This window comes from Collinsella sp. TM09-10AT (assembly GCF_003436275.1).
Lineage (GTDB): Bacteria > Actinomycetota > Coriobacteriia > Coriobacteriales > Coriobacteriaceae > Collinsella.
This window is the reverse complement of the sequence record NZ_QSOP01000030.1, coordinates 1-17670: the sequence shown is the minus strand read 5'-3', so window position 1 is coordinate 17670 and position 17670 is coordinate 1. Positions and strand designations below refer to the sequence as shown.

The following is a 17670-nucleotide window of genomic DNA, read 5'->3' as shown; positions in this document are numbered from 1 at the left end:
TACCGCCTCGCGGTGACATCGTTTTTATGTCAACCTTGGTCTAACAGAGCCATAGAATTTGCGCTGGATGAGCGACTCATCGGCAAGCTCGTAGGGCATCTCGTGAAAACCGATGCCCTTGCCAAAGACAACAACCTCTCGGCCGTCATCGCTGGCGGCGAGAGCAACGTTATTGTTGATCTTCTTTAAAATGAGCATGAAAAAACTCCTCGGACATCGGAGCTAGACGACGGGGCGATATTCCTCGTCTTCTATTATGCGCAAGCGATGCCTCCAGAGGAGTAACAAACTTGTGAGCACGTGGGCGATTGTAGGATGAAACTTGCATGCAGCGTAAGCCCCATTGGTGCGAAAGTCCGCTGAACGGTAGGAAATCGCCGGTAAACGGCAAAACCACCACAAAGGTGCCTGGCCCCTTTGTGGTGGTTTTGGCTGATGCCCCGATGTTACTCGCGCGGGGTGCCGTAGGGGTTGTACAAATCTGCAAGAGCAAATGTGCCGGTAGTAGCATCAAAGTCGAGTTCGAGCACACAGCAGTTGCCAATGCGGTGCTTCATCTTGAGCGGCTCCACGCCCACGCCGCGCATGACCTGAGCCGCTGCGGCGCCATGGCTCACGCACAACACGCTCTCATGTCCAGGGCGCTGCATGAACTCGGTGATGGTCGCCATCATACGCTCGCGAAACTCGACTTCGCCCTCGCCGTCATACTGCTTGTAAAAATCGCCGTACGGCAGGCGCGGATTCAAATCCTCGCTCGCGCCCTCAAATTTGCCAAAGTTCCACTCCTTAAGGCCCTTGACGCGCTCGTAAGGCTGACCGGGGAACGCAAGCTCAAGCGTGTCGCACGCACGCTCGGACGTCGAACTGTACGCATGGTCAAACGTAAGGCCACGCCCTCGCAGGGTCGCACCGACAGTTTTAGCCTGCTCGATTCCCAGCTCGGTGAGCGGCGAGTCACACCAGCCCTGCTTGCGACGAAGCAAGTTAAAGAGCGTTTGACCGTGACGCATAAAGTACAGTTTTGACATGAGGCCTCCGTGATCGCAATCGTTTGTCAGCGATTATGACACCTTGAGCTAACTTTAAGTCAAAGCTTTTTTGCAAAAACCACCACAAAGATGCCTGTCCCTTTTTGGCATGTTATGGCAGCGCAGCGAGCCGGTTCCAAGTGCCCCAGGTCGCCCCGAAAGAGGAGCGACGCGTACTTTGGTACGCGAGCGACGGCTTGAGGGGCGAGATGGGGTGCTTGGGGCCGGCGCAGCGTCAAGCCTTAAAGGTGGTCTTGGATGAGATCGCAGATGGCTCGGGCGTCGTTGATGTTGATGGCTCGGGTCGCAAAGCCGGCGTCGAAGGCCTGACGCGCCAGGGCTTCGTTGCAGGCAAGGGCCAGCGTGTGACCGTCGACCAGGTCGAGCGAGCTCTTGCCGCGCAGACGGTCGACACCGGAGCGCGCGACGACGATGTTGTCGAAGCCCTCGGTCTTGTAGCCCTCGATGATCACCACGTCGACATCGTTGTAGCGCGACAGCAGCTCGCGCGCGGGCATCTCGTCCTCCTCGCGCGTGTCGGCGTACTCCGCCCAGCGCGTGGCGCAAATGAGCCCCACGTGCTTGGAGCCAGCCTGGTGATGGCGCCACGTATCCTTAGCGGGAACATCGATATCAAAGCCATGGTGTCCATGATGCTTGAGCGAACCCACACGCAGGCCGCGGCGCGTGAGCTCGGCGATGACCTTCTCGACGAGCGTGGTCTTGCCCGAGTTTTGGTAGCCGATAAACGCGATCGCGGGGACAGCCGGAGCGGGAGCTGCGGGCGCGATGGCGGCAGGTGCGCTTGCGGGTGCGTCGCCCGCGGCTCCCACGGCCTCAACAGCAGCGGCCTGACGCTCTGCGCGATCCCACACGCCCGAGCGGCCGCCCTCCTTGTGCAGCAGGCGCACGTCGACGATCTCCATGCCGCGATCGACGGCCTTGCACATGTCATAGATCGTAAGGCACGCGGCACTCGCGCCGGTCAGGGCCTCCATCTCGATGCCGGTCTTGCCCGTCACGCCGGCCGTAACCAGTACGTGAAAGCCAACCTGCCCATCCGTGCGCGCCGGCGCCCAGCCCTCGGGCACGTCCTCGGCCGGCGTCCCCGCCGGAGCGATGGGCGCAATGTCGCACTTGCTCTTGGTAATGAGCAGCGGATGGCACATGGGGATGATGTCGCTCGTGCGTTTGATGGCCATGATGCCCGCCACGCGCGCGCAGGCAAGCACGTCGCCCTTTTTGGCGCGGTCCTGCAGCACCATGGCCTGCGTCTCGGGATGCATGAGGATGGTGCCCTCGGCGATGGCAATGCGATGGGTCTCGGCCTTGTCGGACACGTCGACCATGCGAACCTCGCCCTTGGCGTCCACATGCGTCAGCTCGTCGCGACGGGCGTCGCGGGCGGGCTCGGTGACAGCGCTGGCAGTCGGCTGCGCGGGCACGGCGGCGTTGCCAGCATTCGCTGCAGCCGTGACTTTGTGGGCAGACATCGCGGCCCTGCGAGCGGCCTTGGTGGCATCGGCGTACCTGCTCTTGGCCATATGATCATCCTCCGATTTGGGACATAAATCGTTGCGTGCCCTCAATTATCGCGTGTTCCTGCGGTTTGTGGGCCACGGCATCGCGCCAAATCGAAAGTACCTGCATATCATCACCACGGCGCAGCGCTTCACGCACCGAATACTCAGCATCGCTGAACAGGCACGGACGCACGTTGCCATCGGCCGTCAGGCGCAGACGGTTGCAATTCGCGCAAAAATGGTTGGACATGGCGCTAATGAAGCCGACCGTTCCCGCCGCACCCGGAAAGTGCCAGTAGCGCGCAGGGCCCGCGCCGGCAGGAGCGTCGTTGATGTCGAGCGGCTCGAGCTCGGCCAGCCCCGTCGCGGCGACCCCGGTATTGATGCGCGCCCGCAGTTCGTCGCTCGGCACGGTATCGCTCGCGTCCCACAGCTCGGGATTGAGCGCGGGCGCATGCGGGTCCACAGCGCAATGCGAGCTCGTACGCTCGTCGCCGATGGGCATGTACTCGATAAAGCGCAGGTGGATGGGGCGGTCGACGGTCAGCCGCGTAAGAGCCGCCACATCCTGGTTGAGCCGACGCACCACAACGCAGTTGACCTTAACGGGCTCAAAGCCCCAAGCCAGCGCCGCGTCGATGCCGGCCATGGTCTGTTCGAGCCGGCCCAGGTGCGTGATCTTTCCAAAGAGCGTAGGGTCGAGCGTGTCGAGCGAGATGTTGACGCGATTAAGCCCCGCGTCTTTGAGCTGCGGCGCCAGCTTGGGCAGCAGGGCGCCGTTGGTGGTAAGCGAGATGTCCTCGATCTGCGGAATCGCGCGGATGTCGCGAATGAGCGGGATAATACGGCGGCTGACCAGCGGCTCGCCACCCGTCAGGCGTACGCGGCGAATTCCCTCCCCCGCCACCAGGCGCACAAAGCGGGCGATTTCCTCGGCGCTGAGCAGCTCGTCGTGCGCGCGGGGCGCCACGCCATCGGCCGGCATGCAGTAAATGCAGCGGAAATTGCACTTGTCGGTAACGGCAATGCGCAGGTAGTTGATATCGCGACCAAAGCCGTCATGTTGCACGTGCCCGTCCACGCAGCCTCCCCTCACGCGGCGTTTTATTCTTCGGAAAACATAATACCGCACGAGAGAATCATGCCGACACCCGTACGACAGGACAGGTCGCTTCGAGCAAAACGGACTTTCCAAGCCCATCCTCAGCATACAAACCATCACAACATTCGATGCTTTTTCCGATTTTGGCGAAAAACGTCGAATGTTGTGATGGTCTGCCTGCCCACAGCACCCCGTAGAAGGGCCAGAACGCCCCTAAAGGCCACCACCCCAGTGTCGAATCACGAATTCTCGCAGGTCGTTTTGACGTTTCTGGAACGCTTCGCTTCGGTCGCACGTGAGACCCATAGCGAGTGCGATGGCGTTCACCGCCCGGTGCAATTGCAGCTGGTGGGCAAACTGAGTCCCGGTGAGGACGATCATCCTAAAGCCCAGCGCGCTCAGCACGGTCATACGCTCCGCATCCGACGCGCTGCGCTGTTTATCAAGATGGTCCGAACCGTTGTATTCAATTCCCGTACCGCTCGCAGGCGCATATACGTCAATCTCGAAATACCCGGCCTTAGCGAGATACTTGAACTCGCTGGGAACATCGACCCGATGGTTGAGCTCGATCTTGGCGTATCCCAGCCCTCCCTGGGAACGTTTTGCTACGACCATGATTGCGGTGGCCGTCTCCATGGGCGATCGCGCGCCATCGTGCACGCGTTTGAGCACGGCGGCCGCGCGTATGGCCCCCTGACGAGATCGATTCTCATCGCAATAAGCAATCAAGTCGGCAACGGTATACCTCTGCCCCATCTCGATATAATCGTCTGTCGACAGATGATTCAAATGGTATCGGGCGCAGATTTCATACCCATATTCCAGCTGCTCGGGCTCGCTCATCCACGAACCCGCTTGGACAAAGCACATGACCTCATCAACCACTAGAAGGCCCTCTGCCACCTCAAGAAGATGGTCTGGAGGTACCGGTGCCCCAAACACGTGGCACCTAAATCCAGCCGGCGTCGAGCGCTCAAAATCGAAGTTGACGAGCGTGTCGATATGACCGAGCTCTTCTCGTGGAATACCAAGCGAAACCAGATAGTCGGTAACGATCCCAACTGCCGCTGAAGCCCTCAGCCCCTTGACATCGAGTCCCAATTTGGACAGGCTCGCAGCCGGCTCCGCCTCGCTAGCAAGCGAGTCCTCGTCGTATAGGCTGCTTGCTCGCGAGAGCGGCTCGGACGGGCGCGCCACGTTGTGGTACAGCCAAGCAGTCTTATGGGACAGGACGATCGGCAGGTCCATGAGCCCTCCAATGGAGTCGGATAACCAACCTTATTCCCCTGCCCACGGGTCCGCACACCTTCGTGCGCAAGAAAGCGATTCCGCCCGATCGAGTGGTAGAAAAACCATCGCAACATTCGATGCTTTTCCCGTTTTTGGCAAAAAACGTCGAATGTTGTGATGGTTTGAGGCGAGGTGAGGGGCACGGAAGGGCCAAAGCATCGTGCTCGAACGGGTTAATCCAACTCTTTTAAGCCATGCGCCAGCTGCCAGTACTCGCCGTGCTGGGCGAGCAACTCTTCGTGGGTACCGCGCTCGATGATGCGGCCGTGTTCGAGGACCATGATGGCGTCGGCGTCGCGGACGGTGGACAGGCGGTGCGCAATCATAAACGTGGTGCGTCCGCGCATGATGCGGTCCATACCGCGTTCGATGAGCTTTTCGGTGCGCGTGTCGATAGAGCTCGTGGCCTCGTCCAAGATGAGCACGGGCGGGTCGGCAACAGCCACGCGCGCAATGGCGAGCAGCTGGCGTTGGCCCTGCGACAGGTTGGCGCCGTCGGCCGTAACCGGTGTGTCGTACCCTCTAGGCAGGCGGCGGATAAACGAATCCGCGCAGGCTGCCTCGGCTGCGGCGCGCACCTCCTCGTCAGTCGCGTCGAGCTTGCCAAAGCGGATGTTCTGCGCAATGGTGCCGCTAAACAGGTGCGTGTCCTGCAGCACAATGCCGAGCGATCCGCGCAGGCTGGCCTTGGCAATGTGCTTGACGTCAATGCCGTCGTACGTGATCTCGCCGTCATCGACCTCGTAGAAGCGGTTGATGAGGTTGGTGATGGTCGTCTTACCTGCGCCTGTGGAGCCCACAAAGGCGATCTTTTGCCCCGGTTTGGCAAACAGGTTGAGGTCCGTGAGCACACGGGTGCCCGGCACGTAGGAAAAGTCCACGGCATGGAAGCGCACGTCGCCGGCGAGCGGGACCAAGCCGCACGTGAGCTCGGTGCCGTCGGCAGCCACCGCACGGCCCGACTCATCAACGGCAGCCACATCATGCAGGTGCCCGTACGCGCCCACGCCCTGGCCCTCGGGAATCTTCCATGCCCACGCGGCGTCGCCCGTCTGCACCAGCTCCACGCAGCCCTCGTCCACCTCGGGCTCAAGATCCATGGCGGCAAACAGGCGCTCGGCTCCGGCCAGCGCGTTGAGCAAGAAGTTGCCAGCTGCGTAAACTGATTGATGGGCATGGCGGCCTGACGCACAAAGACCAGGTAGCTTGCGAGCGCACCTACATCGGCCAGACCGTTGATGCAGAGCATGCCGCCTGCCACCGCAACGATGGCGTAGTTGGCATAGCCGATCACCACGGTCATGGGCACCATCGAGTTGGCGTAGGCCTGCGCGGCACCACCGGTGCGGCGCAGCTCTTGGTTGCGCGCGTCAAAACCAGCCACGTTGGCCTGTTCGTGATTAAAGACCTTGATGACCTTTTGGCCCGAGACCATCTCTTCGATATATCCGTCCAAATCGCCCAGCGACGCCTGTTGGGCGGCAAAAAAGCGCTTGGAACGCATGCCCGAGTAGCGCGCGTACAGCACAATGGCCACATCGCACACGAGCGTGATAATCGTGAGCTGCCAGTTGAGGATGATGAGCATGGCCGTGGTGCCGACCACCTGGATGCTCGCCTGAAACACGTTGGCAAAGCTGTTGTTGAGCGCCTCGGAGACGGTGTCGACGTCGTTGGTAAAGAAGCTCATGATGTCACCCGAGCGCGTGCTGTCGAAGTAGCTCAGCGGCAGCATCTGGATGTGCGCAAACAGGTCGCGGCGGATATCGGAGACCACGCGCTGGGCCGCGCGCACCATAATCTGTGAGTAGCCCAGAGCCGAGAGCACGCCCGCGGCGTAGATGGCAGCGGTAAAGATAACCTGCTTGGCGAGCAGTTCCTCGCCGCCCGTTGCCAAACCGTTGACGATGGGGCGCACCATGTAGGTACCGGCAAGGCTTGCGATGGCGGCCACAGAGGCAAGCACACCCACTACGAGCAGCGAGAACTTGGCATGCCCCATGTAGGAGAGCAGGCGGCGAAGCGTCTGCGCCAGATTGGCGGGACGGGCCTGAGCGGATGTCTTAGGCACGATGCTCATCTCCTTTCGCAGCCTGAAGCGATCCACTGGGGCCAGAGGAAGACAGGGCATTTGCGCCATCCACGATGCCCGCATCCCCCGCAAACTCCATCTGCGAGGCGTAAATCTCCTGATAAATGGCATCGCCCGCCAGCAGTTCCTCGTGCGTGCCCACGCCGTGGACACGACCGTCGTCCAACACCACAATGCAATCGGCATCCATGACGCTCGCAATGCGCTGCGCAATGACAATCACCGTCGTGTTGGGAATCTGAGCGATATGCTCGCGGATCTTGGCGTCGGTCGCCATATCGACCGCGCTGGTCGAATCGTCAAAGATGAGCACACGCGGATGCTTGAGCAATGTACGCGCGATGCACAGGCGCTGCTTCTGCCCGCCCGAGACACCGGCACCGCCCTGGCCCAGATAGCCGTCCAGCCCGCCGATGCGATCGAGGAACTCATCCACGCACGCCGCGCGGCAAGCCGCGAGGAGCTCATTGTCCGACGCCTGTGGATTGCCCCACTGCAGGTTCTCGCGCACGGTACCCGTAAACAGCACGTTCTTTTGCAGCACGATACCCACGGCGTCGCGCAAGGTAGCCAAGTCGTAGTCGCGCACGTCGTGTCCGCCCACAAGCACGGTGCCCTCGGTGGCGTCGTACAAGCGCGCAATCAGCTGCACAAGCGAACTCTTGCCCGAGCCCGTGCCGCCGAGCACGCCCACCGTGGAGCCTGCTTCAATGCAAAGGTCAATATGCTCGAGCACATCCTCGGCTGCATCCGCGCGGTATTTAAAGGAAACGTCGCGAAACTCGATGCTTCCGTCGGCCACCTCGTGCACGGCAGCGGCAGCGTCGGGCGCCTGGATAAGCGAACGCTCGTCGAGCACCCGCGAGATGCGTTCCACGCTGGCAAGTGCGCGCGTGAGCAGCAAAAACACGTTGGAAATCATCATGAGCGAGTTCATGATCAGCAGCACATAGCTCATAAAGCCCGTGAGCGAGCCCACGCCGAGCTCGCCGGCAAGAATCATGCGCCCGCCGATCCACAGAATGGAAAGCGCCGCCACGTACATCGACAGCTGAAACACCGGCAGGTTGAGCACGGCGTTGCCAAAGGTCTTCGTCGCGGTGCGCGCAAGCTCGGTATTGACGGCATCGAACTTGGCCTCCTCGTGCTCGGCACGCACGTACGCCTTGACGGCGCGCACGGCGGTGAGGTCCTCCTGCACCACACCGTTGAGATGGTCCATCGAGGTCTGCAGCTGGCGGTAGAGCGGACTGACGCGATAGGTGATAACGCCCAGCACGATCGCCAGCACCGGCAGGATGATCGCGAAAACGGTGGCGAGCGGACGCGACAGCACCAGCGCATAGACCAAGCCGACGATGAGCGTCACGGGACCGCGCACCATGGGGCGAAAGCCATTGCCGATGGCATTTTGGATGACGGTGATATCGGTAGTCATGCGGGTGACGAGCGAGCTGGCGTCGTAGTTATCCAGATTGCCAAAAGCGAGCGTCTGGATCTTGCGGTACTCCGCCTCGCGCAAGTTAGCGCCCAGCCCCGAGGCGACGCGAGCAGACGTGCGTGCATAGCCCAAGCCAAGTACCAGCGAACATGCGGCGCATACCAACATATACGTGCCCTGCAACAGCATGTAGTTGATGTCGCCCGCGGGCACGCCCACATCGATGATATTTGCCATGATGACCGGGATAAACAGCTCGAGCGCCGTCTCTGCCGTCACAAAGAACACGCCGAGTATGGCATCGCGGCGGTATGCCCCCAGATAGGAAAACAAAATCTTGAGATTGCGCACGCAGGTTCATCCCCCATCAAACGTTGTTCGCAAACCCAGGTATTATGGCGCGCCGTGCATCGGTGTCAAGTGCTCCGAAATCGATTTCTGCAATGCTAGTGCAGGCGCCAAGCTCGCAGGACGCGCCCCTGTATTCAATTGGAAATGAACGCGAGCGTGACTTTTTTCTCCCCGCCGCCAACACAAACCTTGACTCTACAATCGTTGTAGGGTTTTCACTACACTGGTACGTAAACAGACCAAGCCAGAAAGCCCCGCCCATGGAACACGACCTCACACGCGGCAATGTCCTTAAGACCATCGCGGTCTTTGCCCTGCCCTATATGCTCTCGTACTTTTTGCAGATGCTCTACGGCATGGCCGATCTGTACATGATGGGGCAGTTTAGCGGCGCTGCCGGCATCACCGCCGTGGGCAACGGCGCACAGACGCTCTATATCATTACCGTGACGCTCGTTGGTCTGGCCATGGGAACGACGGTCATCGTCGGCCACGCCGTGGGCTCGCGCCGCTTCGATCGCGCCGAGACCGCCATCGGCAATACCATCACGCTCTTTATGGGTGTCTCGGTGGTACTGGCCGCTGTCCTGCTCGCGCTTTGCCCGCAGATCGTGGCGCTCATTGGCACTCCCGCCGAAGCCGTCGAAGGCACTGCCGCCTACCTGCGTATCTGCTTTGTCGGCATTCCGTTTATTGCCGCGTACAACATTCTTTCGGCCATCTTTCGCGGGCTGGGCGATTCGCGCTCGCCTATGTACGTGATCGGCGTGGCATGCATCATCAACATCGCGCTTGATTTTCTGTTTATCGGCCACATGGGGCTCGGCCCCGTGGGCGCCGCACTCGGCACGGTCATCGCACAGACGGCCAGCGTTGCCCTCGCGCTCGTGTGGCTCAAGAGCCGTCGCACAAACATCCACGTTAAGCGCAGCGACCTGCGCCCCCAGCCCGAGGTGCTCGGCAGCATTCTTAAAATCGGCGTGCCCGTGGCTGTGCAGGACGGCTGCATCCAGGTGGCGTTTATGTTCATCACCGTCATCGCCAACCACCGTGGGCTAGTCGACGCCGCCGCCGTGGGCCTAGTCGAGAAGATGATCAGCTTTTTGTTTATCGTGCCGAGTTCCATGGGCGCTACCGTCAGCGCGCTCACGGCGCAAAACGCCGGCGCGGGCAAGGGCGACCGCGCGCGTCAGGTACTCAAGGACGCCATGACCATCTCGGTGGTGTACGGCTGCCTGATCACGGTGCTGATGTGGCTGGTGGCGCCGGCGTTTATCGGCTTTTTTGCCAAGGACGCTGCAGTAGTCGCCGCCGGTACCGGCTATATGCGCAGCTATATTTTCGACGCGATCTTTGCCGGCATCCACATTTGCTTTAGCGGCTTTTTCGCTGCGTATGGCAAGAGCTACATTGGCTTTGCGCACAACGTGCTGGCCGTGGTGCTCATTCGCGTGCCCGGCGCATGGCTGCTGTCGAACGCCTATTCCGACACGCTGTTCCCCATGGGCATCGCCTCACCGTGCGGGTCGATTCTGTCGGCGGGCATCTGCGTGATTGCATTTACCGTGCTCAACCGGCGCGGGGCTTTTGACAAGCTGGTGGCGTAGCGGGGCGACGCGGGCCTAGCGCCTCTCCCCTGTTTTTACCGAAAGGAGTGGTCCTGTGACCGACATGCCAAGTGAACACACCGAGGGCCTGCTCCGCATTGGCGAGGTGGCGCGCCTGCTCAATTTAAGCGTGGGCACACTGCGTCATTACGAGCAGATGGGGCTGTTGGAGCCGGCATATGTCGATCCGGCAAGTGGGTACCGCTACTACGGATCGCGGCAGCTCTCCACCCTCAACACCATCGGCAACCTGCGCGTTCTCGACTTGCCGCTGGCGCAGATTCGCGAGTTTGTCACTACGCGCGATATGGATTTGATACAACGGCAACTGACCAAGCAACAGGAGTTAATTGAGCACAGGCGGCGTGAGTTGGAGCGCATGTCGCGCAAGATTGACCAGCGGCTTGCCTTGCTTCATGGCGCTTTGAATGCTGATCTCGACACCATTAGCGAAATCGAGGAACCCGAACTTCGCTGCGCCACGCTGCACGAGCGCGTCAATCCCACCGACGCCTATTCGCTGGGATGGCATATCCGCCAGCTTCAGCAGGGGCAGCACGAAACCTTTGCCTATCTGGGCAATCTGGGTGTGGGCATCGCGCCCGAACGCCTCGCCGCCGGCGACTTTGATGGCTACGACGAGGTCTTCCTGCTGCTCGATGACACCGATGAGTACTTGGGCGATGTTGAGACGCGACCTGCCGCGCGCTGCCTGACCATAAGTTTCCGTGGCACGCACGGACAAGCAGCCCCTCGCTACGAGCGGCTGCTCGGCTACATGCACGAACACAACCTGACGCCCGCCGGCCCCTCGCGCGAGATCGCCCTCATCGACGACATCATCAGCGACGACCCGGCAACCTACGTGACGCAGATCACGGTGCCCGTTTCCCCGTCCAAATAAAATCCGCCCGAAAGGTATCATGCTTTCCGGGCGGATCTTCAATTTGGTTATCGATGCGCTAAGCCCGGGGCACCTCGCCAGTAGCCAAGATCCGCTCGAGCGCATCCTCGTCCAGTACGGGCACACCCAACTGCTCGGCTTTGGTGAGCTTGGAGCCCGCTTTGGGGCCGGCGACCAGATAGCTCGTCTTCTTCGACACGCTGCCCGAAACCTTGGCGCCAAGCACCTTGAGCGCCGCGCCCGCCTCGTCGCGAGTGCGGTTGACGAGCGTGCCAGTCAGCACAAACGTCAGGCCCGCGAGCGGCTGGGTGTCGGCGAGCTCGCCTGCCACGCCAGCGTCGGCTGCGGCTTGCGCATGAGCGGCGCCCAAGTCGACCTCGAGCGACAGGCCCGTCTGACGCAGGCGCTCCAGCACGGCAAGGTTCTCGGGCACGGCCAGGAACTGCTTGACGCTCGCCGCAATCTTGGGACCGATGCCCTCACACTCGGCGATGTCCTCTTCGCTCGCCAAGATGAGCTTGTCAATCGACAGGAATCGCTCGGCGATAACCTCGCCCACACTCTTGCCCACATGGCGGATGCCCAGGGCAAACAGCACGCGACCGAGCGGCTGGCTCTTGGACTTGTTGAGCTCGGCGATGACTTTCTCGGCCGTCTTGAGGCCCACCGGAATGGGGTCGCCCTTCTTGACGCCCTTTTTGCTGTTGGAGCTGGCGTACACGCGGCCCGTGTCCAGGCCGGCGATGTCGTCGACCGTGAGCTGGTAGAAGTCCGCGACATCATGGATCAGACCGGCGGCGATCATCTTGTCGACGATCTCGTCGCCCAAGCCGTCCACGTCCATACAGCCGCGACTCACCCAGTGGAGCAGGCGCTCCTTGAGCTGCGCGGGGCAATCAATGGACACGCAGCGGTAGGCCACCTCACCGTCCTCATGGACCACGGGGCTACCGCACACGGGGCAGACCTCGGGCATCTGCCAGTCAACGCTGTCGGCCGGGCGCTTGTCGAGCACGGGGCCCACGACCTCGGGAATCACGTCGCCTGCCTTGTGCACGATGATAGTGTCGCCCTCGCGCACGTTTTTGCGGCGGATCTCGTCGATGTTGTGCAGCGTGGCGCGCGCGATGGTGGAGCCGGCGACCGTCACCGGGTCGAACTCTGCGACCGGCGTGAGCACACCGGTGCGACCCACCTGGATGCGAATTTCGCGCAGGACGGTCTGCTTTTCCTCGGGTGGGAACTTAAAGGCAATGGCCCAGCGCGGTGCGCGGGCAGTAAAGCCCAGGTCGAGCTGCTGCTGGAAGCTGTCAACCTTTACGACCACGCCGTCGATGTCGTAGTCCAGGTCACCGCGATGCTCGAGGGCCTGGGCGCAGAACTCGTGGACCTCGGCCGGCGTGGCGCAACGGGCAACGTTGGGGTTGACGCTAAAGCCAGCGCTACGCAGCCAGTCCAGAAACTCGCGCTGGCTGTGGACGTGCAGCGGATCGGTATCGGCGATGGCGTAGATAAAGGTGGCCAAGTCGCGACGCGCCGTGACCTTGGGGTCTTTTTGGCGCAGGGATCCTGCAGCGGCGTTGCGCGGGTTGGCAAAGGGGCCACGGCCCTCGGCATCGGCCTCGTCGTTCAGACGCACAAAGCTGCCCTTGGGCATGTAGACCTCACCGCGTACCTCGATGGTACGTTCGCGGTCGATGCCCATGTGGGCGAGCGCCGGCTCGGACAGGTGCATGGGCACATCCTTGATGGTACGGACGTTGAGCGACACGTCCTCGCCCGTGGTGCCATCGCCACGTGTAGCGGCGCGCACAAAGGTGCCGTTTTGGTAGGTAAGCGCCACGCCCAGACCGTCGATCTTAAGCTCGCAGGTATAGGTGACGCTGCCGGCACCGAGCGCATCCTCGGTGCGCTGGAGCCATGCGTCGAGCTCGTCCAGATCCATGGCATCGTCCATGGAATACATGCGCGCCATATGCGTGACCGGCGTAAACTGCTCGCTCACGTAGCCGCCCACGCGCTGGGTATAGCTGTCGGGCGTCACCAGGTCGGGGTAGGTCGCCTCGATCTGCTGCAGCTCAACGAGCATTTTGTCAAAGGCGGCGTCCGTGATCTCGGGCGCATCGAGCATGTAGTAGCGATAGGCGTGGTAATCGAGCTCGTGGCGCAGCTCGGCCGCACGCGCTGCCGCCTGGGCACGGGCATCGGCCGGTGCAGCGGTATCCGTGCTCGCGGGCGTTTCGGTATCGATGTCCACGCCGTCACCAAACAGGCTCGATTGCTCCATAGCGGCACTCCTTCGCTCGATTTCAAACGGATACAAGAGTACCACCGGTCACCATGGGGCCGAATAGCGGTCTCAAACCGCACCGAATCGGCAGCCATCAAACTGGAGTGGATCGCGCGTTCAAACCATGCCCTTGCCGTTTCTAAATGATCCGTTTTCCTCCGTCTCCAAGGGATCATCGCGAAAAGAGGGGCTGTCCCGCGCTGGCGGAACAGCCCCTCTGGCTTCGATATGTGCGATACAGCTCGTTAGAAACCCTGGCCGTTGCCCTGACCCTGGCCCTGCTGGCCAAGCAGCTCCTCCAGATACTGGCGCAGCTGCTCGTCGGTAATACCGCCGTTGCCGGTATCGGTCGCGCTGTCGTCCTGCTGCTGGTTCTGCAGCTCCTCGTCGGAGCCCAGTTCAACCGTGACCTTCTTCTCTTCCTTGCCGCGCATGAGCGTGATCTCGACCTTCTCGCCCACCTCGTGGCTGCGCAGTGCGATGATCAGGCCATCGGCGCTCGTAATCTCGTCGTCGCCCAGCTTGGTGATGACATCGCCCTCCTGAATGCCGGCCTTGGCAGCAGGACCATCCTCAACGACGCTTGCCACGTACGCGCCACTATCGGTGCTCAGCTTGTTGGTGCGGGCGTTGAGCGCGTTGACGCTCGAAAGCGTAGCGCCCATGTACGGATGCACCGGCGTCTTGCCGTCGATGATCTGGTCGGCAATGTTCTTGGCATAGTTGACCGGAATGGCAAAGCCCACGCCCGAGCTGGAGCCCGAGTAGCTCTCGATGAGCGAGTTGATACCCACAAGCTCGCCGTTATCGTTAACGAGCGCGCCGCCGGAGTTGCCCGGGTTGATGGCGGCATCGGTCTGGATCATGTTGGCATAGATGGTGTTACCGTTGGCAGAGCTCATGGCCGTGGAGCGATAGAGCGCCGAGACGATACCCGTGGAGACAGACTGCTCGTTGCCAAACGGCGAACCGATGGCCATGACCCACTCGCCCACGTTGAGCTTGGAGGAATCACCGATCTCAATCGGCGTGAGCTTGGAGGCGTCGGCGTCCTTGAGCTTGATAACGGCCAGGTCGCTCGAAGCGTCGTTGCCCACGAACTCGGCCTCGTAGGTGGTGCCGTCATCCATGGTCACCACGTACTGGTCATAGCCATCGACCACGTGGTTGTTGGTGAGGATGTGGCCCTCGGTATCGAGCACGACGCCCGAACCGACGCTACCCGAGTTGTCCGACTCGTCAGCAGACTGCGAAAGTGAGCCATTCTGGCTACCGCTCGAAGTCGCAGTGATGGAAACGACAGAGGGCAGCGCCTTGGCAGAGACCGCCTCGGCCAGCGTGGTGTCCTCAGAGTCGATGGTAATCTTTTGCGTCGATGAACCCGAAGCACCCGCCGTCACGGCATTCTTGCCGCCGCCAATGTTGAGCGTGCCGCTCATAATGAGCGCAATGACCAGCAGGGCGCCACAGGCGCAGCCGGCGAGCGCCGTAATAAAGATCGGCAGCTTTTTGGTCTTGGTCTTGACCACCGTGTGCTTGTTTACAACCTGCTGGCTGCCCAGCGGCTTGCCGGTCTGCGTGTCGTAGGCCTGCACGTAGGGAATGTTGCTGTCGGCAGGCGTTGACTCCACCTGCACGCGCGGCTGCTGTTGGGTCTCGCCGGCGTTGCCCGCATCCTGGGGACGCTGGGAATCGTACTCGCTCATAGCTGCGATCCTTTCGTCAAATAACCAAAGGCCCGCCAAACATGTGGCGGGCCATCATTGTTCACGTTGAGTTGTACCCCAAGCTGGGCAGTCCCGAGCACTAGATGCCAAGATTTCAGCTTTGCTTAAGTAATGACATGCTTATAGGCCAATTCGTTCTATGCCGTCATGTCTATTCGATATAACAGTCGATAGCAAAGCTATATGTTGAATCGTTAATGAAGTCCGTAATCGTCGCGCCCATGCCTGATCCGCACGTCCACTTATCTTTCTCCGCGTCGTATGGCGTTGGCCCCCACCCCGTTTCATATGATGCTTCGCTTTCCGTGAAGTTATTCATCACGTATTTATCCTTCTGCATGAGCGCGTACCAAGCGTTTGCATACATCACAAGCGGATCGATTTGGACTATCGAGTACTTTCCGGAACGAATCTCAATTTCTGTTTTATCGTTATAATAAGCGACTGTGAGCTCAATCTTGGCAAGCAGCGGCAACGTTTCATCTGATTCCCTCTGGATTGTTATGACATCACCGGCCATAGCGTCGGCAGACACAGTTTTGCTCTCTGGCGTGAAAATAGTCTCTCTGCTTCTTGTTCGCGTTTTTTCATTGCCATTTTCATCTCTGACCACCGTGTCGACCACGAGCGTCAATCGCTTCTGAGCGTCCGGCAACTCCACGGCTTCTGCCATCCCGGCTCGCATCAAAATAGGAGCCCCCGCCATCAGACCTAAGAACTGCTTTCTATCAATCATTCTTCATTCCCCCTGTCTACTTGATTTGACTTTCTCAGCTGAATGGGGATACAGAACAGTCCCGTCAAGTTCCTTATCTTCCACAAAAACTAGAATCCATTTATCACCTGCTTTCAACCCTGAGACATATCCGGAACTTGACTTGCGGCGCATATCGATTCTCTTACGGCAACCACTTGGCATAAGCGCCTCAAATTGCCCGTTATGAACATCCGATAGAGCGCGCACCTCGACTGCAACAACCGTGTCGTTTTCTCCCCCATTAGTCGCCCTTAACAGAAAGAAGCTCGCTGCGGTGAGCAAAGCAAAGGAAAGCACCAATAGGAGCATTGCCCTTCGAATGAACTTGTCGCCGTTCACGAGTACAATCAACCCTTGCAATATGTGCCATCGTGAGACGTGTAAATTGATACGTCATATGGAAGAAACTGTAGCTGGTTTGTCCATCCATTCCAAACAACAAGCAGGTACTTCTTGGCATTCGAGTATGTGTTATGCATTGCCACGTAGCCCACAACTGCCATTGCGTGCCCGCTGCCATTTGACCGGAGCCTTCCAGAGAAAATACTCAGATTCCCCGAGTCGGTATTCACCCTAAAGGAATCCCATGACGGATACCAAACGAATGACGTCTCAAGCTCCTTGCCTCGTCTTGCACAAAACTCCTTTAAGGCCGGAGCGGGTTTGTCAGGAGAAGTCTTGCCTTGAGTAAAGTACAGACCAGTCGCTTGATCATATTTCTTTTCTTCTTCTTCCCATGTCCCCGACAGCCTCCAAAGCTCCGAGTATAAATCGGACAATTTAAGGCGGTTCAAAGTCACATAGTGACTGCTAACTGCAAACATTGCCGAAACAGCGCAAGCATAAGTCCCCGTTTCTTTGATAACTTCTGTTTGCGTTGGCGTTATTATTCCCGAAACCGTTTTGCTCGCATCAACGACATATCCCTGTTTATACAAATCCTTGGCAGATACAAAAACGTCTTCGAAATGTTCCGGCGATCCGCTGCGATTGCCTCCCGAGGACAATTTATTTGGTACTTTTTTTCCACTTGCGTCTAAAACAATGTTTTTATCTAAGTCGGCAACGCCAACAGTTAGCTCGTCAATCTTTAACGCAACGACGTTATCCGAGGATGCGAGGAGTGCAATTTCTTCGCTTGCACTCTCGATAGGTAAAAGAGCGTTCGGAGCCAAGCAGTATTCGCTGATCCACCAAGATCGCTCTGAATCAAATACGACGTAGCCATAGTTAACGTCATCCCGCTTCGCACGAACGATATACCCGATTGAATCTCCATCGGAATTTACCATTTTTACTGGGTCACAAGCGGTCACCGGTTCATCCGATACATCATCAAAGAAAGCCTGCGCTTGCTCCACAGCTATTTGCGGTGTGACACGGACCAAGTCGTCGTCTCCAAAAACCAACCTTGGAGACATCAGGGCGGCAAGCAACACTATGAATCCGACAATCACCTTTCTCGAATAACGCATTTCTTCCTCCATCCGTGTAGTAGGGGGTACCGTCAAGATTCTTTCGCAAATTGATCGAGGCGGCCTCGGCCCCGCCT

The 17670-nt window shown here is 59.7% G+C and carries 13 protein-coding genes and 1 pseudogene; 2 read left to right on the top strand and 12 right to left on the bottom strand.

The window, feature by feature from the left end:
* Positions 1 to 24: 24 nt before the first annotated feature.
* The 7 genes and pseudogenes from DXD77_RS10685 to DXD77_RS09660 all read right to left on the bottom strand — a co-directional run bounded on the left by DXD77_RS10685 (position 25) and on the right by DXD77_RS09660 (position 8833).
* The gene (locus DXD77_RS10685) at positions 25 to 198 is read right to left on the bottom strand and encodes a CAT RNA binding domain-containing protein (protein ID WP_117648535.1); all 174 of its coding nucleotides are present in this window, start codon (positions 196 to 198) and stop codon (positions 25 to 27) included.
* Between the two features lie 248 nt (positions 199 to 446).
* On the bottom strand, positions 447 to 1031 hold the full coding sequence (locus DXD77_RS09685) for a histidine phosphatase family protein (RefSeq protein WP_117563640.1): 585 nt from the start codon (positions 1029 to 1031) through the stop codon (positions 447 to 449).
* Between the two features lie 242 nt (positions 1032 to 1273).
* Positions 1274 to 2575, bottom strand: coding sequence for a molybdopterin-guanine dinucleotide biosynthesis protein B (mobB, locus tag DXD77_RS10650; protein ID WP_117563641.1), 1302 nt, complete (start codon positions 2573 to 2575; stop codon positions 1274 to 1276).
* A gap of 4 nt (positions 2576 to 2579) precedes the next feature.
* Complete coding sequence (moaA, locus tag DXD77_RS09675; RefSeq protein WP_233502285.1) at positions 2580 to 3635, bottom strand: GTP 3',8-cyclase MoaA; 1056 nt, start codon at positions 3633 to 3635, stop codon at positions 2580 to 2582.
* Positions 3636 to 3869: 234 nt separating this feature from the next.
* Positions 3870 to 4907, bottom strand: a complete 1038-nt coding sequence (locus tag DXD77_RS09670; RefSeq protein WP_117563642.1) for a hypothetical protein — start codon at positions 4905 to 4907, stop codon at positions 3870 to 3872.
* 215 nt (positions 4908 to 5122) lie between these two features.
* Positions 5123 to 7029: pseudogene (locus DXD77_RS09665) on the bottom strand (ABC transporter ATP-binding protein).
* On the bottom strand, positions 7013 to 8833 hold the full coding sequence (locus DXD77_RS09660) for an ABC transporter ATP-binding protein (RefSeq protein ID WP_233502286.1): 1821 nt from the start codon (positions 8831 to 8833) through the stop codon (positions 7013 to 7015). Before DXD77_RS09660 ends, DXD77_RS09665 begins: the two are co-directional and overlap by 17 nt.
* Positions 8834 to 9093: 260 nt before the next feature.
* On the opposite strand from DXD77_RS09660, the gene DXD77_RS09655 reads away from it, so the two are divergent.
* Both DXD77_RS09655 and DXD77_RS09650 read left to right on the top strand, forming a co-directional pair.
* Positions 9094 to 10440 (top strand): MATE family efflux transporter, encoded by a 1347-nt coding sequence (locus DXD77_RS09655; protein ID WP_117563643.1) that lies wholly within the window; start codon positions 9094 to 9096, stop codon positions 10438 to 10440.
* Positions 10441 to 10504: 64 nt separating this feature from the next.
* Entirely contained in the window at positions 10505 to 11344 is an 840-nt protein-coding gene (locus tag DXD77_RS09650) for a MerR family transcriptional regulator (RefSeq protein ID WP_233502298.1), read from the top strand.
* A 58-nt stretch (positions 11345 to 11402) separates the two neighbouring features.
* Here DXD77_RS09650 and ligA read toward each other — a convergent pair whose 3' ends face one another.
* The 5 genes from ligA to DXD77_RS09625 all read right to left on the bottom strand — a co-directional run bounded on the left by ligA (position 11403) and on the right by DXD77_RS09625 (position 17605).
* Complete coding sequence (ligA, locus tag DXD77_RS09645; RefSeq protein WP_117648534.1) at positions 11403 to 13631, bottom strand: NAD-dependent DNA ligase LigA; 2229 nt, start codon at positions 13629 to 13631, stop codon at positions 11403 to 11405.
* 248 nt (positions 13632 to 13879) lie between these two features.
* Entirely contained in the window at positions 13880 to 15340 is a 1461-nt protein-coding gene (locus DXD77_RS09640) for a S1C family serine protease (protein ID WP_117648533.1), read from the bottom strand.
* Between the two features lie 172 nt (positions 15341 to 15512).
* On the bottom strand, positions 15513 to 16097 hold the full coding sequence (locus DXD77_RS09635; protein WP_117648532.1) for a hypothetical protein: 585 nt from the start codon (positions 16095 to 16097) through the stop codon (positions 15513 to 15515).
* A 3-nt stretch (positions 16098 to 16100) separates the two neighbouring features.
* Positions 16101 to 16457, bottom strand: coding sequence for a hypothetical protein (locus DXD77_RS09630; RefSeq protein ID WP_117648531.1), 357 nt, complete (start codon positions 16455 to 16457; stop codon positions 16101 to 16103).
* 8 nt (positions 16458 to 16465) lie between these two features.
* Positions 16466 to 17605 carry a hypothetical protein gene (locus DXD77_RS09625; RefSeq protein WP_158549134.1) on the bottom strand — a complete coding sequence of 380 codons (1140 nt, stop codon included), beginning with the start codon at positions 17603 to 17605 and terminating at the stop codon, positions 16466 to 16468.
* Positions 17606 to 17670 lie beyond the last annotated feature (65 nt).

Bases quoted from the DNA above. Each gene is read 5' to 3' on its own strand.
- DXD77_RS10685 (WP_117648535.1), bottom strand. From the start codon at position 198: ATGCTCATTTTAAAGAAGATCAACAATAACGTTGCTCTCGCCGCCAGC.
- DXD77_RS09685 (WP_117563640.1), bottom strand. From the start codon at position 1,031: ATGTCAAAACTGTACTTTATGCGTCACGGTCAAACGCTCTTTAACTTG.
- mobB (WP_117563641.1), bottom strand. From the start codon at position 2,575: ATGGCCAAGAGCAGGTACGCCGATGCCACCAAGGCCGCTCGCAGGGCC.
- DXD77_RS09670 (WP_117563642.1), bottom strand. From the start codon at position 4,907: ATGGACCTGCCGATCGTCCTGTCCCATAAGACTGCTTGGCTGTACCAC.
- DXD77_RS09655 (WP_117563643.1), top strand. From the start codon at position 9,094: ATGGAACACGACCTCACACGCGGCAATGTCCTTAAGACCATCGCGGTC.
- DXD77_RS09650 (WP_233502298.1), top strand. From the start codon at position 10,505: ATGCCAAGTGAACACACCGAGGGCCTGCTCCGCATTGGCGAGGTGGCG.
- ligA (WP_117648534.1), bottom strand. From the start codon at position 13,631: ATGGAGCAATCGAGCCTGTTTGGTGACGGCGTGGACATCGATACCGAA.
- DXD77_RS09640 (WP_117648533.1), bottom strand. From the start codon at position 15,340: ATGAGCGAGTACGATTCCCAGCGTCCCCAGGATGCGGGCAACGCCGGC.
- DXD77_RS09635 (WP_117648532.1), bottom strand. From the start codon at position 16,097: ATGATTGATAGAAAGCAGTTCTTAGGTCTGATGGCGGGGGCTCCTATT.
- DXD77_RS09625 (WP_158549134.1), bottom strand. From the start codon at position 17,605: ATGGAGGAAGAAATGCGTTATTCGAGAAAGGTGATTGTCGGATTCATA.